26 protein-coding genes are annotated in these 25,352 nt (G+C 71.1%); 14 read left to right on the forward strand and 12 right to left on the reverse strand.

Going from position 1 to position 25,352, the window contains the following annotated elements:
- Positions 1-70: 70 nt before the first annotated feature.
- The 6 genes from COA17_RS04230 to COA17_RS19275 form a co-directional block, all read right to left on the reverse strand.
- Positions 71-379: a glycine zipper 2TM domain-containing protein gene (locus tag COA17_RS04230; RefSeq protein ID WP_070321830.1), complete on the reverse strand. Its 309-nt coding sequence runs from the start codon at positions 377-379 to the stop codon at positions 71-73.
- 87 nt (positions 380-466) lie between these two features.
- Positions 467-1,270 (reverse strand): crotonase/enoyl-CoA hydratase family protein, encoded by an 804-nt coding sequence (locus COA17_RS04235; protein ID WP_096610321.1) that lies wholly within the window; start codon positions 1,268-1,270, stop codon positions 467-469.
- 32 nt (positions 1,271-1,302) lie between these two features.
- A complete protein-coding gene (locus COA17_RS04240) occupies positions 1,303-1,893 on the reverse strand; it encodes a winged helix-turn-helix domain-containing protein (RefSeq protein ID WP_066486600.1) in 591 nt (196 codons plus the stop codon).
- Between the two features lie 60 nt (positions 1,894-1,953).
- On the reverse strand, positions 1,954-2,847 hold the full coding sequence (locus COA17_RS04245) for a transposase (protein ID WP_096610323.1): 894 nt from the start codon (positions 2,845-2,847) through the stop codon (positions 1,954-1,956).
- Entirely contained in the window at positions 2,835-3,731 is an 897-nt protein-coding gene (locus COA17_RS04250) for a hypothetical protein (RefSeq protein ID WP_096610325.1), read from the reverse strand. Before COA17_RS04250 ends, COA17_RS04245 begins: the two co-directional genes overlap by 13 nt.
- Complete coding sequence (locus COA17_RS19275) at positions 3,728-3,901, reverse strand: hypothetical protein (protein WP_156445705.1); 174 nt, start codon at positions 3,899-3,901, stop codon at positions 3,728-3,730. Before COA17_RS19275 ends, COA17_RS04250 begins: the two co-directional genes overlap by 4 nt.
- A 115-nt stretch (positions 3,902-4,016) precedes the next feature.
- Here COA17_RS19275 and COA17_RS04255 point away from each other — a divergent pair, with 115 nt between their 5' ends.
- The 3 genes from COA17_RS04255 to COA17_RS04265 are packed head-to-tail and all read left to right on the forward strand — an operon-like array spanning position 4,017 to position 5,505.
- Positions 4,017-4,466 (forward strand): PaaI family thioesterase, encoded by a 450-nt coding sequence (locus tag COA17_RS04255; RefSeq protein ID WP_066486578.1) that lies wholly within the window; start codon positions 4,017-4,019, stop codon positions 4,464-4,466.
- Complete coding sequence (locus COA17_RS04260; RefSeq protein ID WP_096610327.1) at positions 4,466-4,849, forward strand: PaaI family thioesterase; 384 nt, start codon at positions 4,466-4,468, stop codon at positions 4,847-4,849. Before COA17_RS04255 ends, COA17_RS04260 begins: the two co-directional genes overlap by 1 nt.
- Positions 4,850-4,857: 8 nt before the next feature.
- Entirely contained in the window at positions 4,858-5,505 is a 648-nt protein-coding gene (locus COA17_RS04265; protein ID WP_070321831.1) for a trimeric intracellular cation channel family protein, read from the forward strand.
- A gap of 218 nt (positions 5,506-5,723) precedes the next feature.
- Here COA17_RS04265 and COA17_RS04270 read toward each other — a convergent pair whose 3' ends face one another.
- Together COA17_RS04270 and sppA are read right to left on the reverse strand one after the other, a co-directional pair.
- The gene (locus tag COA17_RS04270; protein ID WP_231738891.1) at positions 5,724-6,302 is read right to left on the reverse strand and encodes a GNAT family N-acetyltransferase; all 579 of its coding nucleotides are present in this window, start codon (positions 6,300-6,302) and stop codon (positions 5,724-5,726) included.
- Positions 6,303-6,319: 17 nt separating this feature from the next.
- Positions 6,320-8,197 (reverse strand): signal peptide peptidase SppA, encoded by a 1,878-nt coding sequence (gene sppA, locus COA17_RS04275; RefSeq protein WP_096610329.1) that lies wholly within the window; start codon positions 8,195-8,197, stop codon positions 6,320-6,322.
- A gap of 118 nt (positions 8,198-8,315) precedes the next feature.
- On the opposite strand from sppA, the gene COA17_RS04280 reads away from it, so the two are divergent.
- The 5 genes from COA17_RS04280 to COA17_RS04300 all read left to right on the forward strand — a co-directional run bounded on the left by COA17_RS04280 (position 8,316) and on the right by COA17_RS04300 (position 13,052).
- On the forward strand, positions 8,316-9,722 hold the full coding sequence (locus COA17_RS04280) for an MATE family efflux transporter (RefSeq protein WP_176484791.1): 1,407 nt from the start codon (positions 8,316-8,318) through the stop codon (positions 9,720-9,722).
- 117 nt (positions 9,723-9,839) lie between these two features.
- Positions 9,840-10,127 (forward strand): co-chaperone GroES, encoded by a 288-nt coding sequence (gene groES / locus COA17_RS04285; RefSeq protein ID WP_066489812.1) that lies wholly within the window; start codon positions 9,840-9,842, stop codon positions 10,125-10,127.
- Between the two features lie 55 nt (positions 10,128-10,182).
- Positions 10,183-11,820, forward strand: a complete 1,638-nt coding sequence (groL, locus tag COA17_RS04290; RefSeq protein WP_096610331.1) for a chaperonin GroEL — start codon at positions 10,183-10,185, stop codon at positions 11,818-11,820.
- Between the two features lie 177 nt (positions 11,821-11,997).
- Positions 11,998-12,573, forward strand: coding sequence for a Uma2 family endonuclease (locus COA17_RS04295; protein ID WP_245857407.1), 576 nt, complete (start codon positions 11,998-12,000; stop codon positions 12,571-12,573).
- 26 nt (positions 12,574-12,599) lie between these two features.
- Complete coding sequence (locus COA17_RS04300; RefSeq protein ID WP_096610333.1) at positions 12,600-13,052, forward strand: DUF3429 domain-containing protein; 453 nt, start codon at positions 12,600-12,602, stop codon at positions 13,050-13,052.
- A 3-nt stretch (positions 13,053-13,055) separates the two neighbouring features.
- On the opposite strand, the gene COA17_RS04305 is transcribed toward COA17_RS04300, so the two are convergent.
- Positions 13,056-14,120 carry a mannose-1-phosphate guanylyltransferase/mannose-6-phosphate isomerase gene (locus tag COA17_RS04305; RefSeq protein WP_096610335.1) on the reverse strand — a complete coding sequence of 355 codons (1,065 nt, stop codon included), beginning with the start codon at positions 14,118-14,120 and terminating at the stop codon, positions 13,056-13,058.
- A 156-nt stretch (positions 14,121-14,276) separates the two neighbouring features.
- Between COA17_RS04305 and COA17_RS04310 the strand changes: the two genes are divergently transcribed.
- The 6 genes from COA17_RS04310 to COA17_RS04335 all read left to right on the forward strand — a co-directional run bounded on the left by COA17_RS04310 (position 14,277) and on the right by COA17_RS04335 (position 22,341).
- Positions 14,277-15,668 carry a TIGR03013 family XrtA/PEP-CTERM system glycosyltransferase gene (locus COA17_RS04310; protein ID WP_066491856.1) on the forward strand — a complete coding sequence of 464 codons (1,392 nt, stop codon included), beginning with the start codon at positions 14,277-14,279 and terminating at the stop codon, positions 15,666-15,668.
- Positions 15,669-15,672: 4 nt separating this feature from the next.
- Positions 15,673-17,721, forward strand: coding sequence for an XrtA/PEP-CTERM system histidine kinase PrsK (prsK, locus tag COA17_RS04315; RefSeq protein WP_096610337.1), 2,049 nt, complete (start codon positions 15,673-15,675; stop codon positions 17,719-17,721).
- Positions 17,718-19,088 (forward strand): PEP-CTERM-box response regulator transcription factor, encoded by a 1,371-nt coding sequence (gene prsR, locus COA17_RS04320; protein WP_096610339.1) that lies wholly within the window; start codon positions 17,718-17,720, stop codon positions 19,086-19,088. The genes prsK and prsR overlap by 4 nt, the downstream gene beginning before the upstream one ends.
- A 103-nt stretch (positions 19,089-19,191) precedes the next feature.
- On the forward strand, positions 19,192-21,219 hold the full coding sequence (locus tag COA17_RS04325) for a tetratricopeptide repeat protein (protein WP_245857408.1): 2,028 nt from the start codon (positions 19,192-19,194) through the stop codon (positions 21,217-21,219).
- A 32-nt stretch (positions 21,220-21,251) separates the two neighbouring features.
- On the forward strand, positions 21,252-22,064 hold the full coding sequence (locus COA17_RS04330) for a DUF815 domain-containing protein (RefSeq protein WP_096610343.1): 813 nt from the start codon (positions 21,252-21,254) through the stop codon (positions 22,062-22,064).
- An 82-nt stretch (positions 22,065-22,146) separates the two neighbouring features.
- Positions 22,147-22,341 (forward strand): hypothetical protein, encoded by a 195-nt coding sequence (locus COA17_RS04335; protein ID WP_096610345.1) that lies wholly within the window; start codon positions 22,147-22,149, stop codon positions 22,339-22,341.
- A gap of 37 nt (positions 22,342-22,378) precedes the next feature.
- Here the strand turns inward: COA17_RS04335 and COA17_RS04340 are convergent, their stop codons facing one another.
- From COA17_RS04340 to epsC, 3 genes are read right to left on the reverse strand one after another with little or no spacing between them, the layout of a single operon-like run.
- Positions 22,379-23,647 (reverse strand): dicarboxylate/amino acid:cation symporter, encoded by a 1,269-nt coding sequence (locus tag COA17_RS04340; protein ID WP_096610347.1) that lies wholly within the window; start codon positions 23,645-23,647, stop codon positions 22,379-22,381.
- Entirely contained in the window at positions 23,644-24,384 is a 741-nt protein-coding gene (locus tag COA17_RS04345) for a gamma-glutamyl-gamma-aminobutyrate hydrolase family protein (protein ID WP_176484792.1), read from the reverse strand. Before COA17_RS04345 ends, COA17_RS04340 begins: the two co-directional genes overlap by 4 nt.
- Positions 24,381-25,307: a serine O-acetyltransferase EpsC gene (gene epsC / locus COA17_RS04350; RefSeq protein WP_096610349.1), complete on the reverse strand. Its 927-nt coding sequence runs from the start codon at positions 25,305-25,307 to the stop codon at positions 24,381-24,383. Before epsC ends, COA17_RS04345 begins: the two co-directional genes overlap by 4 nt.
- Positions 25,308-25,352 lie beyond the last annotated feature (45 nt).

Here is a 25,352-nt window from a genome sequence, read left to right on the forward strand (position 1 = left end):
GTCTCCAACGAAAAAGGGGCGCGGTCCCCATCGGACCGCGCCCCTTCCAACGCCGATCAGCCCGAAAGGCTCAACGGCAGCGGCGGTTGGAGCTGCTGCGCTCGATCTCGCGGCCCGCCAGCGCGCCGCCGACGCCGCCCAGCACGGTGCCGAGCGTGCGGTCGCCGCGCGTGTCGATCGTGCGGCCCAGCAGGCCGCCGGCGACCGCGCCGACCACCAGCCCGGTGGTGCCGTCCGGCTTGCGGCAGCGTAGGCGGCCGTCCTCACCGCGCCATTCGCGATAGCGCGAGTGGCGGCGCGCATCCGCGTCGGTGGTGGTGGCGATGAGCGTGGGGGCGACCATCGCGGCGGCGCCAAAGGCGAGCATCAGGTTACGCATGTGACATTTCTCCCGTTCCGAAATTCGTAATGCCGTCGAAACGTGTCCCTTGTACCCCGGTTGCATGAACCTGAAACAACGCCGCGTTCAGCTTCGCGGCGGCGGGTTCCCGTCGACGAAGACCGGCGCGCGCCTGGCCATATTGGCCTTCACCGATTCCACCTGGTTGGGCGATCCCATCAACGCGACCTGCTCGACGCTTTCGGCCAGCAGGATCGAGGCGGTGTCGCCGTCGTGCATTTCTGCGAACAGCCGCTTGCACCCGCGCACGGCATCTGGGTTGCGCCCGGCGATCTCGCGCGCGATCGCCATCGCGCGGGCGTGGGGATCGTCGTCCAGATGCGTCACCAGCCCCCAGCCTTGCGCCTGCGCGGCGGAGAATTCGCGGCTGGTGTAGACAAGCTCGCGCAGGATATCGTCGCGCACCGTGCCGCGCCACAGCGCGAAGCCGCCCATGTCGGGCACCAGCCCCCAATAGGTTTCGCGGATCGCCATGCGTGTATCGGGATGCGCGACGCGGATGTCGGCGCCCGACAGCAGCTGGAACCCGCCGCCCATCGCGACGCCGTGCACCGCCGCGATCACCGGCACCGGCAACTCGCGCCAGCCGGTGCAGACGAACTGCGCATCGTTGGACGGGCCGCGGCTGCGCTCCGACAGCTTCAGTCCCGAACCGCCGCCGGCCATCGACGCCATGTCCAGCCCGGCGCAGAAGGCGCGCCCTTCGCCCGACAGCACCACCGCGCGCACCTCCGGCATCGTGCCCAGCCGGTCGATCGCATCGCGCAGGCCGGCGAACATTGCCGGATCGAGTGCGTTCATCTTGTCCGCGCGGGTCAGCCGCACGTCGGCGATCCCGTCGGCGACGGTGATCGAAACGCGATCGTTCATGGTGCATCCTCTTCCTAAGCCCTGCGGCTTAGCTACAGGGCGGGCACGGGCGCCGCAACCAGCCGATAGCCGCGCCCGCGATCGGTGAGCAGCATCGGCGGCGCGGCATCGCATTCCAGCGCGGCGCGCACGCGCGACACCTGCACCGCCAGCACGTTGGTGCCCGGATCGAAGCGAAGGCCGAACACCGCGCGGCGCAGATCGTCGTGCGGCACGGTGCGGCCGACCCGCGCCGCCAGATGCGCGAGCAACGCATATTCCCGCGGGCGCAGGTCGAGCGGCCGCCCGGCGCGCGCGGCGGTGCGCGCGATCCGGTCGATCACAAGGTCGCCGATCCGCCAGACGGGCGCTTGGGCATGGAGCCGGGCGGCGCGCGCCGCGATGACCGCATCGCCGCCGCGCGTGCAATCGCCGGCCCCGGCAGCAAGCGTCGCGATCTCCTCCGCCTCGTCCCGCGCGACGATCAGCGTGGCGGCGCCGGCGAACCGCTGCGCAAGGATCGACAGGTCGGCGGGCGCGCCGATCACGACGGTCGGCGCGGCGCCCTCGACGACGCAGGCAAGGCCGACCTGGCGAAGCGCGGCGGCCAGTCCGGGGCGTTCGATCAGCAGACGCACCGCCATCGCCGCATCGTAACCGGGGCGGCACTGACGTGGCGCAACACCTGATCCGATTTGGACCGGTCAGCCGGCCAGAATCGCGCGTGCCGCGGCGGCGTTGCACGGGTCGCGATCGTCCGCGGCGCGCTCCGCCAGCCGGTGGGTGGCGGGAGGGGAGAGCAGCCCGTTGAGCGCGGCGAGCGCGGTCGCGCGCATTCGCGAGTTCGGGTGACGGAGCGCGATATCCTGCGCCAGGCCGGTGCCGTCGTCACCGCCCAGCTGCGCGGCGATCGTCACAAGCGCCTCCGACGGGGTGACCGTCATCGCCTGCGCGATCGTGTCGGTGGCGGTGTCGAAGCGATATTGCGTCCGCCACGGCTGCGCCCGGTCGTGGCCCAGGATGTTGAGCGAGACCGAGAATCGGTCGGGCGGATGCTGGACATGGACGTCGCGGTGCGCGCGGTAGAGCATCACCTGTCCCGGTTCCAGCCGAGCGCGGCGATCGAACGTCAGCCCGGCACGATCGCCGACGACGCGGTGCGTCCTGCCGTCGAACGCCTGGTCGGCCAGATAATAATCGCTCCAATAACCCGGCCCGAGATAACCGACCGTCAGGAACGAGAAATTATGGTCGTGCGGCAGGTCGTAGAAGAACGGCGCGGTCCCCGCCGCGCGCACCACCGCGTCGCCGTGAGCGGGCCAGAAGGCGGCGCGTAGCGCGTAGCGGCCGCCGGGCGGGCGCAGCATCAGCACCTGCGCGCCATAGCTGTTGCGCGCCTGTCCGGCGAAGCGCGTCTCCAGCTCGGCGATCGCCATGTCGGCGAGGAAGCGGCGGTTGCGCGCCAGCCGCGCCAGCCAGATGCCGCGCGCGGCGAACGCATCCTCGTCACGCGGATCCCAGGGATCGGCGTCGAGCGCATCGACCAGTTCGTCGAGCGTGATCGCGTCGTCCGCGGCGGTGTCGATCAGGCGGGGCATGGCGCGGCCCCCAGCCGGGCGAGCGTGGCGGCGGCGGCGGCGCGCACGTCGACGTTGGGATCGCCCGCCGCCATTTCGCGCAGGCGCGGCAGCGCGGCGTCGGCGTCGAGCGCGAGCCATTCGCGCATCGCCTCCCAGCGCAGGTGGAAGGCATCGGCGCGGGTCGCGGCGTCGAAGCGCGCGCCCGCGTCGGTGCGGCCGGCGATGCGCAGCAGCGTCAGCAGCATATGGGTGCGCGACGCGCCGTCGTCGCCGGTGGCGATGCGCAGGCGGCGGCCGGTCGCGCGGTCATATTCGCGCACCATCGCGGGCGCGCGGGTGGCAATGGTGACCGTCGCGACCGGCGTGACGGTGTCGAGCAGCGTCGCCTCGCGCCGGCCATCGGTGCGCAGCACCAGCCCGTCATGCAGTTCGACCGCGGGCAGCGAGGCGAGCGGCAGCGCCTCTCCCGCATCTGGCGGGCCGGCGTCCCAGCGCAGCAGCCGCGCGCCGCCCGCGCGGTGGTAGCGCGTCACCGCCAGCCGCCCGGAAACGGTCAGCGTCGTCGCGTCAGCGTCGCCCATCGCGACCGTCGCGGAGACGGTGGCGGCGGGCAGGTCCAGCAACCGCACCACGGTGCGCCGCGGATCGCGCGCGACGCGCAGCGGGGCGTCGAACCACGGGTCCTCGCGCAGCGCGGCGGTCAGCGGGGCGAGCAGCGCGGCGATCCACGATGCCTCGGCCAGCAGCGTCGCGGCGGCGTCCGCCACCCGCTCCGCATCGTCGGGCGTCAGCGCGGCGAAGGCGGCGGTGACGTGGCGCACCGCCTCGCCATCATGCCACGCGCGCGCGATCGACGCCGACCGCTCCGCCGCGGCGGCGAGCGCCGCGCGCGACGGGATCACGACCGCGAATCGGACTGGATCAGGATCACCAGCTCGACGATGTAATCGCAGATATGATCCGCGCCGCGTTCGGCGGTGCGTACGCTGCCGGCCGGGGCGATCATCGTCGCCAGATCGGGAATGTCGGCGATGTCGATCCGCCGTGCCGTGCCCATCGCGCCGTTCGTCATCCTTGCCCCCACATCCATCGAAACGATGCGCCATCGTGTGGCGGCGCGCGCGGCGGGCGTTAGTTAAAACGCTGCAACGTTGCGCGGCGCGCGCGCGGGCGTGTAGGGCGGCGGCATGACGTTCAATCCGGCCAAGATGATGGACCAGATCGACCTGCGCCGTTTCGGCGGGCACGGCGGGCGGCTGGGCATCCGTTTCCATGCGCGCGACGCCGAATGGGTGGAACTGGCGATGCCTTATGCCGAGGATATGATCGGCGACGAGGACAGTGGCGTGATCGCGTCCGGGCCGATCATCGCGATGATGGATATCGCCACCAGCCTGGCGGTGTGGAACCGGATCGCGACGTTCGTGCCGCACGCCACCGTCGACCTGCGCATCGATTATCTGCGCCCCGCGCGGCCCGGCCGCACCGTGATCGGGCGCGCCGAATGCCTGCGCGTCGCGAGGTCGATCTCGTTCACGCGCGGCATCGCGCATGACGGCGATATCGACGATCCGGTCGCGCATGTCGCTGCCACGTTCATGGTGCCCAGCGGCAGCTATCCGAAGGTGACGCCGTGATGCGCCTGCCCCCGTATGCGACGCTGCTGGGTGCGCAGCTGGAATATGCCGCCGACGGCACGCCGGTGATGCGGATGCCGTTCGCCGAGGCGGTGCTGGGCCGCCCCGGATTCCTGCAGGGCGGGGCGATTTCCGGCCTGCTGGAGGTAGCCGCGATCGCGGCGCTGCGCCACGCGCTGGCGGAGGAGGGCGGGGGCCGGATCAAGCCGATCAACGTCACCGTCGATTTCATGCGCGGCGGGCGCGACCACGATACGCTGGCCGCGGGGATCATCACCCGGCTGGGCAACCGCGTCGCCAATGTCGAGGCGGTGGCGTGGCAGGACGATCGCGCGCGACCGATCGCGTCGGCGCGGATGAACTATCTGATCGAGCGGGCCTGACCGGCGCGATGCCGCCGGCGGAGGCACTGACGCCGCAGGTGCTGCTGCCCGCGTTCGCGCCGTGGCTGGACGTCGCGGGACTGGCGGTATTCGCGGTGTCGGGCGCGCTGGCGGCGGCGCGGCGCGGGCAGACGCTGGTGACCTTCGCCTTCTTCGCGCTGATCACGGGGGTCGGAGGGGGAACGGTGCGCGACCTGCTGATCGGGGCGCCGGTGTTCTGGGTCCACGATGCGCGCGCGGCGTCGGTGTGCCTCGTCATGGCGATGGTGATCTGGATCACGCCGGCGCGCTGGTGGCGCGGTGCGGCGCTCGACTGGTTCGATGCGGTCGGGCTGGCTGCCTATGCCGTCTATGGTGCGGCCAAGGCGCTGGGCTACGGCGTGCCGCCGCTGCCCGCCGCGCTGATGGGGGTGATGACGGGTTGCGTCGGCGGGATCATCCGCGACGTGCTGGCGGGCGAGCCGTCGATCCTGATGCGCCCCGAACTGTACGTGACCGCCGCGGCGCTGGCGGCGGGGCTGTACGTGGCGATGCGCACGATCGGCATCGACCCGTGGCTGGCCGCCGGGGTCGCGGGCCTGGCCGGTTTCGGACTGCGTGCGGCGGCGATCCGGTTCCGGCTGGCGCTGCCCGCCTATGGCGACGCGGGGCGCTAGGAACGCTTCGAAGCTTGGTCCGTCATGCCGGACCCTTCGACTTCGCTCAGGAGAGCCCTGTTCCGGCAGCCACGGTGCCGCGCACCCACAGGCCGACGAGCTCCGGACCGGTGGACCCCGGAACAGGTCCGGGGTGACACATCGAACGTGGCTGCCGGGGCGACTTTCGTAGACGTCGAACACGTCCGGGGCGGCGGGCGGGGGGGCCCCGTTCCGCGTCAGGCGCGGACGACGCCGACCTCGCTGAACGGGCGCGGTTCCGTCGGCGGGACGGCCGACGGGTTCAGCTCGCACTGCCAGAAGCCGACGTCGATCCAGCGCCCCTGCTTGTACCCGATCTCGCGATAGACGCCTGCGCGGCGGAAGCCGACCGCCTCGTGCAGCGTGATCGAGGCGTCGTTGGGCAGCGAGATGACGCCGATCGCCTGGGTGAAGCCCTGCGCGCGCAGCGTATCGACCAGCGCCTCGTACAGCAGCCGGCCGACGCCCTGCCGCTGCGTGCCGCCGGCGACGTAGATCGAGGTTTCGACGACGTAGCGATAGGCCGGCCGGTCGCGGAAGCGCGTGGCATAGGCGTAGGCGAGCACCCCGGCACCGTCGCCGTCGTCGCCCGAGGTGGCGACGATCCACGGGTACAGCCCGTCCGACGCGGCCATGCGGGTGCGGATCTGGCGCGTGTCGGGCGCTTCGTTCTCGAACGAGACCGTGCCCGAGAGGACGTAAGGGGCGTAGATGGCGGCGATCGCGGCGGCATCGGCGGCGGTCGCGGGGCGGATGGTGATCGGTCCCTGGGTCATCACCACGCCCCCTTGCATCACCAGCCCAGCTTGGCCAGCACCATTTGCCACAAGGTGCGATCGGCGAGGCTGGCGCGCACGGGCCCGAGCCCGCCGCATTCCAGGCATTGTGCGCGCACCCCGCCGCCGCCCGCAATCAGCCGCCGAGCATCGCCCAGCGCGGTCGCCATCACCTGCTGCTGCTGCCACGCGATCCGGCCGAGCGCGTCGGCGGGGGCGCCGGCATCGTCATCCTCGTTGTTGCTGATCTGGCGCACGAGCTCCGCAGCGAAGCCGGGCTTCTTGTCGAGCCACACGACGTCGGGCTTGGCGGCGTCTAGCTTCGCACGGCGCGCGGCCTCCGCCACCGCGGCGTCCAGCCCGCCGAAGCGGTCGACCAGTTTCAGCTGATGCGCCACCCCGCCGATCCACACGCGGCCCTGGCCGATCTCGTCCACCCGCGCCGGGGGCAGCTTGCGCGATTGCGACACGCGGGTGATGAACTCCCGATAGCCATGCTCGACCCCGGCCTGCGCCACCGCGTCCAGCTCGGGCGACGTGCCGGACAGCACGTCGGGCTGGCCCGACAGCGGCGTGGTGCGCACGCCGTCGGTGGACAGGCCGATCTTGGCCAGCGTCTTCTCGAACGTGGGCAGCACCGCGAAGATGCCGATCGACCCGGTGATCGTGCCCGGTTCGGCGAAGATCACGTCGCCGGGCGTCGAAATCCAGTAGCCGCCCGACGCGGCCAGCCCGCCCATCGACACGACGACCGGCAGGCCGCGGCGCTTCGCCTCCATGACGGCGCGGCGAATCTTCTCCGACGCCAGCACCGAACCGCCCGGCGAATCGACGCGCAGCACCAGCGCCTTCAGATCCTGATCGATCAGCCCGCGATAGAGAAGGTCGGTAACGGTATCGCCGCCGGCATTGCCCTGTTGCGACTGGCCGTCGATGATCTCGCCCGCGACGGTCAGCACGCCGATCTTGCCCTTCTTGGGCAGCGGATGCGCATCGACGTAGCCCTGGTACTTGATCGTGGTGAAATTGCCCGCGGGCTTCTTGTCGTCGCTGCCCGCCAGTTCGGCGACGCGGCGGCCGAAGGCGATGCGGTCGCCCAGATGATCGACCAGCCCGGCCTGCATGTCGACCTGCGCCAGGTTGCCGCCGGCGGCCTGGACCAGCTGCGCCGGCCGGGTCAGCAGCCCGGCGACCTGCGCCTTGGGCCGTGCGCGCGCGATCGATTCGCGCCATTGGTCGAGCAGCGCGCCGTACAGCGCCTGCGACGCCTCACGCGATTCGGGGCTTTGGTCGGCGCGGGTATAGGGTTCGACCGCCGACTTGAACTTGCCGACGCGATAGACGTGCGCGTTGACGCCCAGCTTGTCGAGCAGCCCCTTGTAGAACAGCTGGCTGCCACCCGGCCCCATGAACAACGTGCCGCCCATCGGGTCCATCCAGATTTCGCTGGCGGCCGAGGCGAGGCGGTAGCCGCCGTCGGTATAGGCGGTGGCATAGGCCAGCACCGGCTTGCCCGCGGCGCGCGCCTTCATCAGCGCCTCCTGCACCTCGCCCAGCGCGGCGGGATAGGCGCCGCCGAACCGGTCGAGATCGAGAACGATCGCCTTCACGCGCTTGTCCTCGCGTGCCAGGTCGATCGCGCGCAGCACGTCGCGCAGGCGATACTGGTTGCCGATCTGCTGCCCGCTGAGCATGGCCAGCGGCGCGACATCCTCCGGCTGTTCCACGATCGGGCCGTTCAGTTCCAGCACCAGCGCGCCGTCCTTGATCGCAGCGGGGCGCGAGCGCGCGTTGAGCGCGGCGAACAGCAGGCCGAAGAACAGCAGCATGGCGACCAGCACCAGCGCGTCCTTGATCCCCACCAGCAGTTTCCAGGCGCCGCGAACCAGCTTCATGTGTCGTCCCATCTTCGGGCGGAGCGCCCGTCGCCCGGGGGTGTAGCGCGACGTGTATCAATCGAGCAATACGCCACATGAGTGGCGCCGTGTCCCGTTTTCGCCTAACGCGCCCACCATGCATGGCCATGCCGCCCTTTCCCCGCTGACCGAGGCGCCGCCCGAAACGTGGCGCGACGAGCTGCGCGCGCTGCTGGCGCTGGCGGGGCCGCTGGTGGGCGCGAACCTGTTGCAGATGGCGGTGTTCGCGGTCGACGTGGTGTTCGTCGCGCGGCTGGGGCCGGTGGAATTCGCGGCGGCGACGCTGGGGGTGTTCCTGTTCAACGTGCTGGCGTTCGCGCTGGTCGGGCTGGTCGGCGCGGCCGAGCCGCTGATCGCCGCCGCGCTGGGCGCGCGGGTGGGCGCGGTGCGGCAGGTGCGCCGGTCGTTCCGCATGGGCATGTGGCTGGCGGGGCTGGGGACGATCGTGGTCGTCGCGCTGCTGAACATCGCCGAGCCGCTGTTGCGGCTGGCCGGACAGGACGCCGCGGTCGCGGCGCGCGCGGGCGTGTTCTGCCGCATCCTGTCGCTGGCGGTGCTGCCCGCGGTGCTTTCCGCGCTGATGCGGATGACCGCGGCGGCGCTGGGGCGGCCGGGCTGGGCGATGGTGGTGACGCTGCTGGCGCTGGGCGTCGCGATCCTGGCCAACTGGTGCCTCGTCTTCGGCAACGGGGGCTTCCCGGCGCTGGGGCTGGAGGGATCCGCGCTGGCCAGCGTCACCGTCTCCTTCGCCAGCTGCCTGGCCTATGCCGCGATCCTGGTTACCGACCGCAAGCTGCGGCGGTTCCACCTGTTCGGCAAATGGTGGCGCACCGAATGGTCGCGGATGCGCGAGATCGTGAAGCTGGGCGCGCCGATCGCGCTCGGCTGGGTCGCGGAGGGCGGGTTGTTCGGCGGTGCCGGGCTGTTGATGGGGCTGATCTCCGTCACCGCGATCGACGCGCATGCGGTCGCGCTCAACATTGCGGCGATCGCGTTCCAGATCCCGTTCGGGCTGGCGCAGGCCGCGACGATCCGCGTCGGCTTCGCCTATGGCGCGCGCGACGCCGCCTGGGTCGGGCGCGCGGGCGGGGTGGCGATCACGCTGGGCATCGGGGTGATGGTGGCGACCGCCGCCGTGCTGTGGGCGGTGCCGCACCTGCTGGTACGCGCCTATGTCGACCCCGCGCGCGAGGTGGCGGTGGCGGCGCTGGCGGCGCAGCTGCTGGGCGTCGCGGCGATCTTCCAGCTGGTCGACGGGGCACAGGCGGTGGCCGCGGGCGTGCTGCGCGGGGTGCAGGACACGCGCGTGCCGATGATGATCCAGGTGTTCGGTTACTGGGTGATGGGGTTCGGCACCGCCGCCTTCCTGGGCTTCACGCTGGGCTGGCAGGCGATCGGCATCTGGTGGGGACTGGCCGCGGGGCTGGGCGTGGTGTCGGCGCTGCTGCTGTGGCGCTGGTCGATGCGCGAGCGGCTGGGCCTGCTGCCCGCACGCGCCGCCTGAAAAAAGGTTCCCGACCCCGTTGACGGGGCGGGGGAGCGACCACATATCCGCACCGCTGGCACTCGACTTCGGTGAGTGCCAAAAATGTGTCACATGCCCTTAGAAGAGGTAAGAGCAATGAACTTTCGTCCGTTGCACGACCGCGTTCTCGTCCGCCGCGTCGAGGCGGAGGAGAAGACGGCCGGCGGGATCATCATTCCCGACACCGCCAAGGAAAAGCCGCAGGAAGGCGAAGTCGTCGCCGCCGGCGCCGGCGCCAAGAACGACAAGGGCGAGGTCGCCCCGCTGGACGTCAAGGCCGGCGACCGCATCCTGTTCGGCAAGTGGTCCGGCACCGAGGTCAAGGTGAACGGCGAAGACCTGCTCATCATGAAGGAATCGGACATCCTCGGCATCATCGCCTGAGCCGACGTCCACAGCCTCAACTTTCTCAACATTCGTCATTTGAAAGGGTAGCCACATGGCAGCCAAGGACGTGAAATTCTCGCGCGACGCGCGTGAGCGCATCATGAAGGGCGTCGACATCCTGGCCGACGCGGTCAAGGTCACGCTGGGGCCGAAGGGCCGCAACGTCGTGATCGACAAGAGCTTCGGCGCGCCGCGCATCACCAAGGACGGTGTGTCGGTCGCCAAGGAAATCGAGCTGAAGGACAAGTTCGAGAACATGGGCGCGCAGATGGTGCGCGAAGTGGCCTCGAAGACCAACGACATCGCGGGCGACGGCACCACCACCGCCACCGTGCTGGCGCAGGCGATCGTGCGTGAAGGCATGAAGTCGGTCGCCGCCGGCATGAACCCGATGGACCTGAAGCGCGGCATCGACCTGGCGGTGACCAAGGTCGTCGAGGACATCAAGTCGCGCTCGAAGCCGGTGTCCGGCTCGCAGGAAGTCGCGCAGGTCGGCATCATCTCGGCCAACGGCGACAAGGAAGTCGGCGAGAAGATCGCGGAAGCGATGGAGAAGGTCGGCAAGGAAGGCGTCATCACCGTCGAGGAGGCCAAGGGCCTCGAATTCGAGCTGGACGTCGTCGAGGGCATGCAGTTCGACCGCGGCTATCTGTCGCCGTACTTCATCACCAACCCGGAGAAGATGACGGTCGAGCTGAACGACCCGTACATCCTGATCCACGAGAAGAAGCTGTCGAACCTGCAGTCGATGCTGCCGATCCTGGAAGCGGTCGTGCAGTCGGGTCGCCCGCTGCTGATCATCGCCGAGGATATCGAGGGCGAGGCGCTGGCCACTCTGGTGGTCAACAAGCTGCGCGGCGGCCTGAAGGTCGCGGCCGTCAAGGCGCCGGGCTTCGGCGATCGCCGCAAGGCGATGCTGGAAGACATCGCGATCCTGACCAAGGGCGAAGTCGTCAGCGAGGACCTGGGCATCAAGCTCGAGACCGTGACGCTGGGCATGCTGGGCACCGCCAAGCGCGTGACGATCGACAAGGACAACACCACCATCGTCGATGGCGCGGGTGACGCCGATGCGATCAAGGGCCGTACCGAGGCGATCCGTCAGCAGATCGAGGTCACGACCTCGGACTATGACCGCGAGAAGCTGCAGGAGCGTCTGGCGAAGCTGGCCGGCGGCGTGGCCGTCATCAAGGTCGGCGGCGCGACCGAGGTCGAGGTGAAGGAGCGCAAGGACCGCGTCGACGACGCGCTGCATGCGACCCGCGCCGCGGTCGAGGAAGGCATCGTCCCGGGTGGCGGCACCGCGCTGCTGTACGCGACCAAGGCGCTGGACGGCGTCAAGGGCATCAACGACGACCAGACGCGCGGCGTCGACATCGTCCGCAAGTCGCTGACCGCGCTGGTGCGCCAGATCGCGCAGAACGCCGGTCAGGACGGCGCCGTCGTGTCGGGCAAGCTGCTCGACCAGTCGGACACGTCGTTCGGCTTCAACGCCTCGACCGACACGTATGAGAACCTGGTGGCGGCCGGCGTGATCGACCCGACCAAGGTCGTGCGCACCGCGCTTCAGAACGCCGCCTCGGTTGCCGGCCTGCTCATTACCACGGAAGCCACCGTGGCCGAGCTGCCGGAGGACAAGCCCGCGATGCCGGCGATGCCCGGCGGCGGTATGGGCGGTATGGACTTCTGATCTACGACCGGGGCAGCGTGACGCTGCCCCGGACAGAAGATCGGAACGGCCGGCAGGCGGGCGGCCATGCCGCTCGACCGGTCCGACGTCACGGCGACGGCTTTGCGTCGCCGATGGTTCGAGCAAAGGGCCGGCGGAGCGATCCGCCGGCCCTTTGTCTGTCACCAGAAACCCTCTATGATGTGCAGCATGCGCCACGATGCGATCTACCAGCCGATCACCGTCGAGCAGTTTCTCGAGATCGATTTTGGTACCGACCGCAAGTTCGAGCTGATCGACGGTACGATCCGCATGATGACCGGTGGCACACCGGCGCATTCGCGGGTCGCCAGCAACATCCTCGCCTATCTGCACGCGCGGCTGCGCGGCAGCGGGTGCCGGGCATATAATTCCGATATGGGCGTGCGCATCCGCGACGACGAACTGCGCTATCCCGACGTCAGCGTCTTCTGCGGAGATCCGGCATCGCGCGAGCGCGAGATGCAACGGGCGTTCGACGATCCGGTCGTGATCGTCGAGGTACTGTCCCCGTCCACGTCGCGCATCGATGAGAATGACAAGCTGGCGAGTTATCGCACGCTGCCGTCGGTCGATACGGTCGTCTTCGTCGATCCCGAGCGCGAGCTGAGCCGCGTTGTCCAGCGGCTGGGCCCGACGTCATGGCGCGACGATCTGTTCGCTCAGCCGCACGACGTCGTCCTCCCGTCACTCGACGTAACGCTGCCGCACGACGAGATTTTCGCGCGCGACTGATCGTCGGTTCGTGCGTTGCGCGGGACATGGAACCCGATCCGCGCATTCCCGCCGCCAGTATCGTCTTCGGCTATGGTCCGATGCTGCCGCTGGTCGCGGTGGGGATCGGGGTATGGGTGCTGCCCGGCGGGTGGCCGGTGCTGGCGGTGCAGCTGGCGGTGATCTGGGGGGCGTTGATCCTGTCGTTCATCGGCGGGGTGCGCCGCGGGTTCGGGTTCGCGACGCCGCGGGCGTCGACCATGGCCGAGCTGGCGGCGGCGATCGCCTATGTCGCGATCGCGGGGCTGGCACTGGTGGTGCCGCGCGCGGCGATCGCAGTGGCGCTGCTGACGGCAGGCTATGCGCTGGCGGCGCTGGTCGACCGGCGCGCGGCGCTGTCGGGCGATGCCCCGGCGCACCTCGCACGGCTGCGCCTGCCACAGCTTCTGGTCGGCTGCGCCGGGCTGGCGGCGTGCTGGGCGTGGCTGATGAGCGGCTGAGGCTTATTTCTTCATCGCATCCAGCAGCAATTTGACGTCCTGGCTGCGCCCGCGCGGGACGATCAGCACGTCGGAACCGCTGGCCACCACGATCAGGTCGCTGACCCCGGCGATCGCGACGCGCACGCCCTCGGCCCGCACCAGGCAGTTCGCCGCGTCCAGCGCCACCACGTCGCCGCTGACGACATTGCCCTGCGCGTCGCCCTCGCTGATCGTGTGCAGCGCGTCCCAGCTGCCCACGTCGCTCCACCCCATCGCCACCGGCACCACCGCGACCCGGTCGGCCTTTTCCATCACCGCATAGTCGATCGAATCGGACGGCGAGGCCGCGAACGCATCGGCATCCGGCCACACCCGCGCGCCCTCGCGCCGCGCGGCGTCCAGCGACGCGCGCACCGCCGCCAGCATGTCGGGCGCGAACCGCGCCAGCGCGGCGACGAAGGCATCGGCGCGGAACAGGAAGATCCCGCCGTTCCACGCATGGTCCCCCGCCGCCAGCATCGCCTCCGCCACGTCGCGCCCGGGCTTCTCCACGAAGCGCGCGACGCGGTGGACACCCGCGGCGACCTCCTCGCCGACCTGGATATAGCCATAGCCGGTCTCGGGCGCGTCCGGGGTGATCCCGAACGTCACCAGCCAGCCGTCCTCGACCAGCGGCAGCGCGCGGCGGATCGCGGCGTGGAACGCATCGACATCGGCGATGACATGATCGGACGGCATCACCAGCAGCGCCGCGTCCGGGTCCGCCGACAGCGCCGCCAGCGCGATCGCGGGCGCGGTGTTGCGCCCGACCGGTTCCAGCACCAGCGCCTCGGCGCCCGCGGCGGCGAGCTGCGCCTCCACCTCGTCGGCATGCGCGGCGTTCGCGACCACCACCGGCGCGGCGAACCCCGCCCCCCGCGCGCGCGCGGCGGTGAGTTGCAGCATCGTCTCCGCCGCGGTCAGCGACAGGAACTGCTTGGGCTTCTCCGCCCGCGACAGCGGCCACAGCCGCGTCCCCGATCCGCCCGACAGGATCACCGGAACGATGTCGATCAATGAACTACCCTTTCCCCCGCGACCGCGCATGGACCGCGTCGCCGCCGCGATAACTGCCGAGGTCGCTGAAGGCTCCGCGACCGGGCGAGGATCGCGCAAAAGCGCGTCGTTCAGCCTTTCTTTGCCAATTGCGGCGATAGCTCGCCCGGTATCGCTTGCGTCATTTCCGGGGACCGACACCGGCCGATGGTCCGTCTGTTCAAACATTACGTGCCCAATGCCGTGCTGCTGCTCGGGCTGCTGGATTTCGCGCTGCTGCTGCTGGCGGCGGAGGCGGGCTGGCAGGTGCGCGCGTGGCAGATCGGCATGGCACCGGACACGCCGGCGACGCGCATCCCGCAATTGCTGTCGTTCGCGGTGCCGCTGCAACTGGCGATGGTTGCGGTCGGCGCCTATGGGCCGGGGGCGCTCCATTCGGTGCGCTTCGCGGTGTCGCGGCTGCTGGTGGCGGTGTCGCTGGGCATCCTGTTCCTGTCGGTGATCTTCTTCCTGGTGCCGGCGATCACCTTCTGGCGATCGAACCTGTTCTACGCGATGCTGCTGGCGCTGGGTGGGCTGGTGACGCTGCGCATCGCCGCGCGCGGGACGATCGGCGGGGAGGCGCTGCGGCGGCGGGTGGTGGTGCTGGGCGCCGGGCCGCGTGCAGCGCGGATCGAGCGGCTGGCGGCGCGCAACGGCGCGAACTTCGTCGTCGCCGGCTTCGTCGCGATGGGGGACACCCATGTGCCGGCGGTGGACGGGGCAGTGCCGCGCGGCGCGATCGACAACCTTGCCGACCACGTCACCGCGCTGCGCGCGAGCGAGGTAGTGCTGGCGATCGAGGAGCGGCGCAACGCGCTGCCGCTGCAGGACCTGCTGCGCGTCAAGACCACCGGGGTCAGCGTGTCGGAGATCTTCAGCTTCCTGGAGCGCGAGACCGGGCGGATCGACCTGCAGAGCGTCAACCCGTCGTGGCTGATCTTCTCCGATGGATTCTCGTCCGGGCGGTTCCTGTCGACGATCGCCAAGCGCGCGTTCGATATCGTCGCCAGCCTGATCGTGCTGGCGCTGACGTTCCCGGTGATCGCGATCGCCGCGATCGCGGTGGTGCTCGAATCGCCCGGCCCGGCCTTCTACCGCCAGCGCCGCGTCGGGCTGTACAACGAGCCGTTCGACATCGTGAAGCTGCGTTCGATGCGGCAGGACGCCGAGGCGGGCGGCAAGGCGGTATGGGCGGAGAAGCGCGACCCACGCGTCACCCGCGTCGGCCGCTTCATCCGCACCGTGCGCATCGACGAGCTGCCGCAATGCTGGAGCGTCCTGAAGGGCGACATGAGCTTCGTCGGCCCGCGCCCCGAACGCCCGCAGTTCGTCGCCGAACTGGAACGCGAGCTGCCATATTATGCCGAGCGACACATGGTGAAGCCGGGGATCACCGGCTGGGCGCAGATCAACTATCCCTATGGCGCGTCGGTGGAGGATGCGCGCAACAAGCTGGAATACGACCTGTATTACGCAAAGAACTATTCGCCGTTCCTCGACCTGCTGATCCTGCTCCAGACGCTGCGCGTGGTGTTGTGGCCCGAAGGCGCGCGATGACGCGATGACGCCGACGTCGGTCATCTGGATCCATTCGCTGGTCGCGCTGCTGTTTTGCGGCGTCGCGGTGACGTTGCCGCGCCCGGACAGCGCGGCGCCGGTCGCGCGCTGGCTGCTGACCGCGGCGGCGGTGGCGACGGCGCTGTGGGCGCTGGCGATCGCGGGGATCGGCAGCGCCGACGTCGCCGCGCGGGTGACCGGGGCGCTGCGCGACCTGGCGTGGCTGGCGGTGCTGGGCGTCGCCGCGCGCGCCGGGCAGGGGATCGAGGCGCCGGCGCGGCTGGGCGCCTATGCCGCGACCGCATCGTGTTTCGTACTGGCGGCGGGGACGGCGATCGCCGCGGCGATGGTGACGTTGCCAGAGGCGGTCGGGGCGCTCGATTCGACCGGGCTGTCGCTGCGGATGCTGGGCAGCGTCGGCGCGCTGGTATTGATGCAGCGCGCATTGCTGGGGACGGGCGAGCAGGGCGGGGGCGCGCGCCATGTCCTGCTGGCGGCGCTGGCGCTGATGTGGACGACCGACCTGGTCGTCTATCTGCTGGCGTTCATCATCGACGGCTGGCCGCCCACGCTGACGATCGCGCGTGGCGCGGTGATGGTGGTGGTCGCCCCGCTGGTGATGTTCGCCGCGCAACAGGGCGATGCGCAGGCGATCCGCGCGTCGCGCACCGTGGCGTTGCGGGCGGCGGCGGCGGTGCTGGCGGGGCTGTACGTGCTGGCGACCGGGATCGTCACCGGATATCTGGGATCGCTGGCGGGCAACCAGGCGCGGATCGTGCAGACCGCGTTCGTGTTCGGATCGGCCGCCAGCGTGCTGACGCTGGCATCGACACCGTGGCTGCGCGGCTGGGCCAAGGTCGTGGTGACCAAGCACCTGTTCCGGCACCGCTACGATTACCGCAACGCCTGGCTGCGCTTTACCGAAACGCTGGGCGGTGACGGGGGGAAGGGCGCGACGTTGACCGTGCGGGTCGTCACCGCGCTGGCCGAACTGACCGAATCGCCCGCCGGGCTGCTGCTGACCAGCGAGGCGGGCGGGCTGCGCGCCCGCGCGGCGTGGCGGTGCGAGGCGGCGCCCGACGAGGCCGGCAGCGCCGCGCTGGCGCGGTATCTGGAGCGGACCGCGCGGGTCATCGACCTGCCGGCAGTGGCGGCGGGGCGTGCGCCGGCGGAGGAAGCCGCGCTGGTCCCGGCGTGGATGACCGCGCGCGCCGACGGCTGGGCGCTGGTGCCGCTGCTGCACGCGCGGCGGCTGATCGGGGCGATCATGCTCGCCCCACCGCCGGTATCGCGCGCACTCGACTGGGAGGATTTCGACCTGCTGGGCGTCGCCGGGCGGCAGGTCGCCAGCTATCTGGCCGAGGACGAGGCGCATGGCGCGCTGGGCGAGGCGCAGCGGTTCGATGAGTTCAACCGCCGCTTCGCGTTCATCCTGCACGACCTGAAGAATCTGGTCAGCCAGATGGCGCTGGTGGCGCGCAATGCCGAGCGGCACGCCGACAACCCCGAATTCCGCGCCGACATGATCGCGACGCTGCGCGATTCGTCGCAGCGGATGACCGCGCTGCTCGCCCGCCTGTCGCAGCGGCAGGCGGGGGCGGCGGGCGAGCGGCACCCGGTGGGGATGCTGGCGCTGGCGGAGCGGCTGGCGGATGCGCGCCGCGCGCAGCACCCGCTGCGTGCCGAGGGACATGAAGCAATGGCGCTGGCCGATCCGGCGGCGCTGGAAACGGTGCTGGGCCATCTGATCCAGAATGCGGTCGAAGCGAGTGCGGCGGGCCAGCCGGTCACGCTGGTGGTCGGGGATGAGGGCGACGAGGTGTTCATCGACGTGATCGACCAGGGCGGCGGAATGAGCGCCGATTTCGTTCGCGACGGCCTGTTCCGGCCGTTCGTGTCGTCCAAGCCAAGCGGCTTCGGGCTGGGCGCGTTCGAGGCGCGGCAGCTGGTCGAGGCGATGGGCGGACGGTTGCTGGTGACGAGCCGGGAGGGCGAGGGGAGCCGGTTCCGCATCGCCCTGCCGCGCGCTCAGGCGTTGGAGGCCGCCGCATGACCGAAGCAAAGCGACCGACGCTGTTGATCGTCGAGGACGACGCCGGGCTGCAACGCCAGCTGCGCTGGGCCTATGACGGTTACGAGGTGGTGGTGGCGGGCGACCGGGCCGCCGCGCTTGAGGCGCTGCGCCTGCACGAGCCGCAGGTGGTGACGCTCGACCTGGGGCTGCCGCCCGACCCCGACGGCACGACCGAGGGGCTGCGTGCGCTGGCCGAGATACTGGCGCTGAAGCCCGACGCGAAGGTGGTCGTCGCATCCGGCCATGGCGCGCGAGAATCCGCGCTGGCGGCGATCGCGGGCGGGGCGTGGGATTTCTACCAGAAGCCGATCGATATCGACCAGCTGGGGCTGATCGTGGCGCGCGCGTTCCACGTCCATGCGCTGGAGGCGGAGAACCGCCGGCTGGCGGCGCGCGCGCAAGAGGATGCGCTGGGCGGGGCGCTGGGCGGCCTGATCACCGCCGCGCCGGAGATGCTGAAGGTGACGCGCACGGTCGAGCGCGTCGCCCCGGCCGACATCACGGTGATGCTGCTGGGCGCGAGCGGCACGGGCAAGGAAGTGCTGGCGCGCGGGCTGCACGACGCATCGCGCCGCCGCGACGCGCCGTTCGTCGCGATCAATTGCGCCGCGATCCCGGAGACGCTGCTGGAAAGCGAATTGTTCGGGCATGAGAAGGGCGCGTTCACCGGCGCGGTGAAGACGACGCCGGGCAAGATCGAACAGGCCGACGGCGGCACCCTGTTCCTGGACGAGATCGGCGACGTACCGCTGGCGTTGCAGGTCAAGCTGCTGCGTTTCCTGCAGGAGCGGGTGATCGAGCGGGTCGGCGGGCGAAAGCCGATCGCGGTCGACACGCGGATCGTATGCGCGACGCATCAGGATATCGACGCGATGGTGGCGGACGGCCGGTTCCGCGAGGATTTGTATTACCGATTGGCCGAGATCGTCGTGCGCATCCCGTCGCTGGCCGAGCGGCCGGGCGATGCGGCGCTTTTGGCGCGGCATTTCCTGACGCGGTTCGCGCGCGCGATGGGCAGCGCGGTCACCGGCTTTTCGCCCGATGCCACTGCGGCGATCGATGCGTGGGGATGGCCGGGGAACGTGCGCGAGCTGGAAAATCGCGTGAAGCGCGCGGTCATCATGGCCGATGGGAAACTGGCGACGGCCGCCGACCTCGATCTGGCGCCACCTGAGGACGGCGCGTTGCCGATCAACCTGCGCGCGGTGCGCGAGGCGGCCGATCGCGGCGCGATCCGCCGCGCGCTGGCGCAGTCGGATGGCAATATTTCCGGCACCGCGCGGCTGCTGGGCGTCAGCCGGCCGACGCTGTACGACCTGATGAAAAGCTACGACCTGAATGCGTGAGGCGCCGGGCGATCAACCGCCGGCGCAGCGCGGCTGGCGCCGGCGGCGGCGGCATCGGCCGTGGCATGGTATCGCAGCGCGCGCGGGGCGGGTAGCGACACGCGTGCGGGTGCGTGCGCTGCTGGCGCTGCTGCTGGCCGCGGCGGTGGTGCTGGCGATCGTCGCGCTGGCGCGGCGCGCCGAGCGGCCCGACCCGCTGGTCGCGATCCGCCAGGGCGAAGCGGCGCTGGCGCAGGCCAATTATTCGGCGGCGCGCTATCACTTCCTGACCGCGACCGGCGTGGCGCCGGGCAATGCGACGGCGCAACTGGGGCTGGCGCGCGCCAACCTGCTTCTGGGCGAGGGCGTCGCGGCGGAGGGGGCCGTGGATCGCGCGGCGGCGGCCGGCGTCGACCCGGCGACGCTGCACCCGCTGCGCGCCGCCGCGCGCCAGTTGCAGGACGATGCCGATGGCGCGATCGCGGAAGCGGCGCAGGCCGGCGGCGACCCGCTGGCGCAGCGCGCCCGCGCCCGCGCGATGGCGGACAAGGGCGATACCGTCGGCGGCGTGGCGCTGCTGCAGACCGTGCTGGTGCGCTACCCGCGCGATGCGGCGGCGTGGGTCGACCTGGGGCGGATCCGCTGGAACCTGGGCGATGTGGCCGGCGCGGGCGAGGCGGTGCAGCGCGCGTTGGCGGCGGATCGTGCCTGCCTGTCGGCGCTGGTGCTGGCGGGGGAGGTGGTGCGCAGTCGCTATGGCCTGAATGCGGCTTTGCCATGGTTCGCGGCGGCGTTGCGGCGCGATCCCTATTACCATCCGGCGCTGGCCGAATATGCCGCAACGCTGGGCGATCTGGGCCGCAACGGCGAGGCGGTGGCGGCGGCGCGGCGTGCGCTGATGACGCGCCGCAACAGTCCGCAGGGCTATTACCTGCTGGCGGTGATCGCCGCGCGTGCGGGCAACCGGCAGCTGGCGGCGGACCTGCTGGATCGCAGCGGCGGCGCGCTGGACGGCCTGCCGGGTGGGCTGCTGCTGTCCGGGGCGACCGATTATGCCGCGGGGCGGCTGGAGCAGGCGGCGGTCAAGTGGCGCGCGCTGCTGGACCGCCAGCCAATGAATCTGGTGGCGCGGCGGCTGCTGGGCGCGGCGCTGCTGCGGTCGGGCGATGCGGCGGGGACGCTGGCGGTGCTGCGCCCGATCGCGCTGCGCGGCGATGCCGACAGCTATACGCTGACGCTGGTCGCGCGCGCGTTCGAGGCGCAGGGCAAGCGCGACTGGGCGGCGCGCTTCCTGGATCGCGCGGCGGCGGTGCCGCACCCCTATGCCGCGCCGTTTGGACAGGATGACAGCCAGGCGGTTCTGGCCGATGCGGTCAGCAAGGTGCCCGACGATCCGCGTGCGGCGGTCGCCTATGTCCGCGGCCTGCTGGAGAACGGGCGCGGGGCGGAGGCGACCGCGCTGGCGCAGCGGATCGCCCGCCAGACCCCCGGCGCGCCCGCGGCGGCGATGTTGCTGGGCGATCTGAACGCGGCGGCGGGGCGCTGGGCGGCGGCGGCGCGCGACTATGCCCGCGCCGCCGACCTGCGGTTCGACCAGTCGGTGATGCTGCGGCTGGTGGAGGCGCGCGCGATGGCCGGCGACCGGCGCGGCGCGGCGCAGGCACTGGCGCTGTTCCTCAGCCAGAACCCGCAGAACATCGCGGCGCGGCGGACGCTGGCGAACCTCCAGCGTGCGGCCGGCGACGACGAGGCGATCGACACGCTGGAGCGGCTGCGCACCGATCTGGGAATGCGCGACGACCTGCTGCTCGCCAGCCTGTCGGGCGCCTACAGCGATGCCGACGATCCGGCGACGGGACTGGCGCTGGCGCGCGCCGCCTGTCGCCTGCAACCGATGCGAGCGGCTGCGGCGGATGCCTATGGCTGGGCGCTGCTGGGGCGCGGGCAGGTCGCGGCGGCGCTGCAACTGCTCGACAAGGCGGCGCAGGCGGCGCCCGGCGACGCGACGATCGCGTGGCACCGCGCGCAGGCGCTGGCGGGCGCGAAACGCCCTGCCGAGGCGCGCACGGCCATCGCCGCGCTGCTGCGCCGTGCCGACCTGCCCGATCGCGACGGCGCGCGCCGGTTGCTCGCCAGCCTGCCACCGGGTTGAGCCGCGCGCACGGTAAGGGTAGCGCGGGCGTCATGCCCGACCCCCTCGACCGGATCGCCGCCGCGCTGGAGCGGCTTGTCCCGCCGCCGCCCGCCGGCGCCGACCCGCTGGCGCACCCCGCCTATGTCTGGCGCGACGGCGCGCTGGTCGCCGCGCGCGCCTTCGCCCCGCTGCCGCTGGCGATGCTGCACGGCGTCGATGCGCAGAAGACCGCGCTGACCGACAATCTGCGGCGGCTGGCGGCCGGCCATGCCGCGCAGGATACGCTGCTGTGGGGTGCGCGCGGCACGGGCAAGTCCGCGCTGGTGAAGGCGGCGGTAGGCGCGGTGCAGGGCGGCGGTGGCGTGCTGGCGCTGGTCGAGGTCCCGGGCGACCGGCTGGCGACGCTGCCCGCGCTGTTCGACGCGATCGCCGCGGCGCCGCGCGCCTTCGCGATCTTCCTCGACGATCTCGGCTTCGACGCGGCGGGCGATGCGCGCGTGCTACGATCGTTGCTGGAGGGCGGAGCGGAGGCGCGGCCGGGCAATGCGCGGCTGATCGTCACGTCGAACCGCCGCCACCTGGTGACGCGCGACATTCGCGAGCAGGACAGCGCGATCAACCCGCGCGATTCGGTCGACGACCAGTTGGCGCTGGCGGATCGCTTCGGGTTGAGCCTGGGCTTTCACGTTGTCGATCAGGACGGCTATTGCGCAATCGTGCGCGGCTATGCCGAGCGCTACGGGCTGCCGTTCGATGCCGCGGACGCGATCCAGTGGGCGACGCGGCGCGGCAGCCGCTCGGGCCGGGTGGCGTGGCAATATGTCGTCGAACTGGCGGGGCGAGAGGGGATTGCGCTGACCTGACGCGCGCCGGTGGGACGGCGATGGCACCGGCGGCGTGCCGGTGCGTTGACGCGGCGTCCTTTCCACCACCGGAGATACGATCATGTCGACTGCCGATGCCAAGGTTTCGAACGGCAAGACCGGCTTGACCGATTCGCTGCGCCAGCATTTTTCGGGCGATGCGCCGCTGACGCAAAAGGCCAGCGGCTTCGTGAAGGAGCGGCCGTGGGCGTCGCTCGCGCTGGCGGGCGTTGCCGCAGCGGCGGTGCTTAACACGCTGCGCGGCGCGCGCGGCTGATGATCGGGACGGGGTGCGGCGGCGCACCCCGTTTTCGTCACGTCGTGACAGACGTGACGAGGCGCTCGCGATGCGCGACGATCACCGGGACCAGCATCTGGCCCGCAACATTGGTGGCGGTGCGCCCCATGTCGAGGATCGGGTCAATCGCCAGCAACAGGCCGACGCCTTCCAGCGGCAGCCCCAACGTCGACAGCGTGAGCGTCAGCATCACCGTGGCGCCGGTCAGCCCCGCCGTCGCCGCCGATCCCAGCACAGAGACCGCCGCGATTACCGCATAGTCGGACGGGTGCAGCGCTATGCCGAAGAATTGCGCCACGAAGATCGCCGATATCGCCGGATAGACCGCAGCGCACCCGTCCATCTTCGTCGTTGCCCCCAGCGGTACCGCGAAGGCGGCATAGGCGCGCGGGACGCCCAGCGCGCGTTCGGTCAGTTCCTCCGTCACCGGGAGCGTGCCGACCGAGGAGCGCGAGACGAAACCCAGCTGGATCGCGGGCCAGGCGCGGCGATAGAACCACGCCGGGCTTAGCCCGTGGGACGCCAGCACCGCCGGGTAGACGACCAGCAAGACCAGCGCGAGGCCGAGATAGACCGCCAGCGCATAGGTGCCGAGCGAGGTGAGCGTGGTCCAGCCGTAGCGGACCACCGCATCCCCGATCAGCGCCGCCGATCCGATCGGCGTCAGCGCGATCACCCAGCGTAGCAACCGGCGAAAGACCGCCAGCGCGGAGGCGTTGAACGCAAGGAAGCCCGCGCCGGCCTCCCCCACACTGACCGCGGCGGCACCGATTGCGATTGCGGCGACGATGATCTGCAGCACGTTGAACCCGACGACCGTGGTCGCGCCGCCGTCCGCCAACGTCGTGCTGGCGGTCAGGCCCAGCATGTTGGCGGGGACCAGCCCCTTCAGGAAATCGAGCCATGACCCGGTGGTGGACGGCGCGGCGGCGGTGGCCGGGCTGACCCCGGCGTGCAGCCCCGGCTGAAGCAGCAGGCCCAGTGCGATCCCGATCGACACGGCCGCCAGCGCGGTCAGCGCGAACCACAGCAATGTCTGCACGACCAGCCGCGCGGCGTTCTGAAGATCGCGCAGCGCCGCGATCGACCCGACGATCGCGGTGAAGACCAAAGCGGGGACCAGCGCCTTGAGCAGCTGGACGAAGATTTGCCCCAGCGTATGGAGCGTCGTGCCGAGCGGCGCATTGGCCCCGCCGAGGCTGCGCGCGGCGAAGCCCAGCGCCAGCCCGGCGGCCATGCCGATCGCGACCTGCACGCCGAAGCCGGGGAGGCGGCGGGCGCTCATCGCGCTGCCGCCCGCGCCAGCGCGGCACCGAACAGCGCGAAGAAACCGCGATTGGCCGGGCAATGCGTGCCCTGCCATTCGGGATGCCATTGCACCGCCAGCACGTCGGCCGCGACGTCGTGCGCGGTGATCGCCTCGATGACGGCATCGTCAGCCGCCACCGCCTCCACCGACAGGCCGGTGCCGAGCCGGTCGATCGCCATCTGGTGCACCGAATTGACGTCCAGCCGGCCGCAGCCACTGATCCGCGCCAGCTTGCCGCCGGGGGTCAGATCGACCGGATGTACATGGTCGAACAGATCGGTGTAATCGTCCGCCCAATTGCCGCGCAGGTGCGATCCGTGATCCAGCGTGCGCAGCGAGCCGCCGAACAGCACGTTGATCTCCTGCAAGCCGCGGCAGATGCCGAACACCGGCTTGCCCGTGTCGATCATCCGTTCGGCGAGCGACAGCGCGACGATGTCGCGCGCCGGGTCGGTCGCGCCGACGCTGTCGTCGGTGCAGTCCGACGCCAGCGCGACGTGCGAACGCGCGCCGGTCAGCAGCAGTCCGTCGAGGCAGGCGGCAGTCGCCCCCACGTCGATTGCATCCGCCACCGCCGGCACCAGCAGCACGGTGGCGTCGCACCAGTGCGTGACCGGCGCGATGAAGCGCGTCGCCACCGCCTGGATCGGGCGCGCGGCCTGTTCGTTGCCGCACATGATCCCCACGACCGGCCGGCGTGCGCGGCGGTTCATGCCGCGTGCTCCAGTGTGTCGCGCAGATCTGCAGCCCCGGCGGGGTCAAGGTGCAGCGCCTCCGGCTGCACCAGCACGCTGTCCGGTGCGACGTCGGACAGCAGCCAGACGTTGCCGCCGATCACCGAACGATCGCCGATCGTGACGCGCCCCAGGATCGTCGCCCCGGCGTAGATGATGACGTCGTTTCCCACGATCGGATGGCGTGCCAGTCGCGCGCGGGGCGATTGCGGCGCCAGTCCCAGGGCACTGCGCGCGCCCAGCGTGACATGCTGGTACAGCCGCACGCGGTCGCCGATGATCGCGGTTTCGCCGATCACGACGCCGGTGCCGTGATCGATGAAGAAATGCCGCCCGATCGTCGCGCCGGGGTGAATGTCGACCCCGGTCCGCTCGTTCGCCAGTTCGGACATCAGCCGCGCGACGATCGGCGCGCCCAGCTGGTGGAGCTGGTGCGCGATCCGGTGGTGCAGGCTGGCGATGGCTCCCGGGTAGCAGACCAGTATCTCGTCGACGCTGCGCGCGGCGGGATCGGCGAGGAAAGCGGCCTCCACATCGCCGTCGATCAGCCGGCGGATCTCAGGCAGGGTGGTGGCGAACAGCCGGACGATCGTGGCGGCCTGATGCTCGGGAAAATCGGCGCTCGCTTCCTCCTGCCAATAGCCGATCTCCGCCGCGACCTCGCGCTCCAGGTCGCGCAGCCCGGCGATCAGCTTGGCGGCGACGTAATCGTCCTCGCTCGCCGCGGTGGGGGCACGGTAGTGGCCCAGCCTGCGCGGATAGAGCGCGGCGGACAGCGTATCGACGATCGCCGCGATCGCATCACGCGACGGGAAGCTGCCGATGTCGCGGCGATGATCGTGACGGCGCCGCCAGTCGCCGCGGGCGGCCCGCAGCCCCGACACGGTATCGGGAATGGTCATACGAACGCGCTCCTACGCCCTTACTCCAGTTATCCGATAGGATAT

Origin of the sequence: Sphingomonas ginsenosidimutans, from assembly GCF_002374835.1 — a bacterium.
Classification (GTDB): domain Bacteria; phylum Pseudomonadota; class Alphaproteobacteria; order Sphingomonadales; family Sphingomonadaceae; genus Sphingomonas; species Sphingomonas ginsenosidimutans.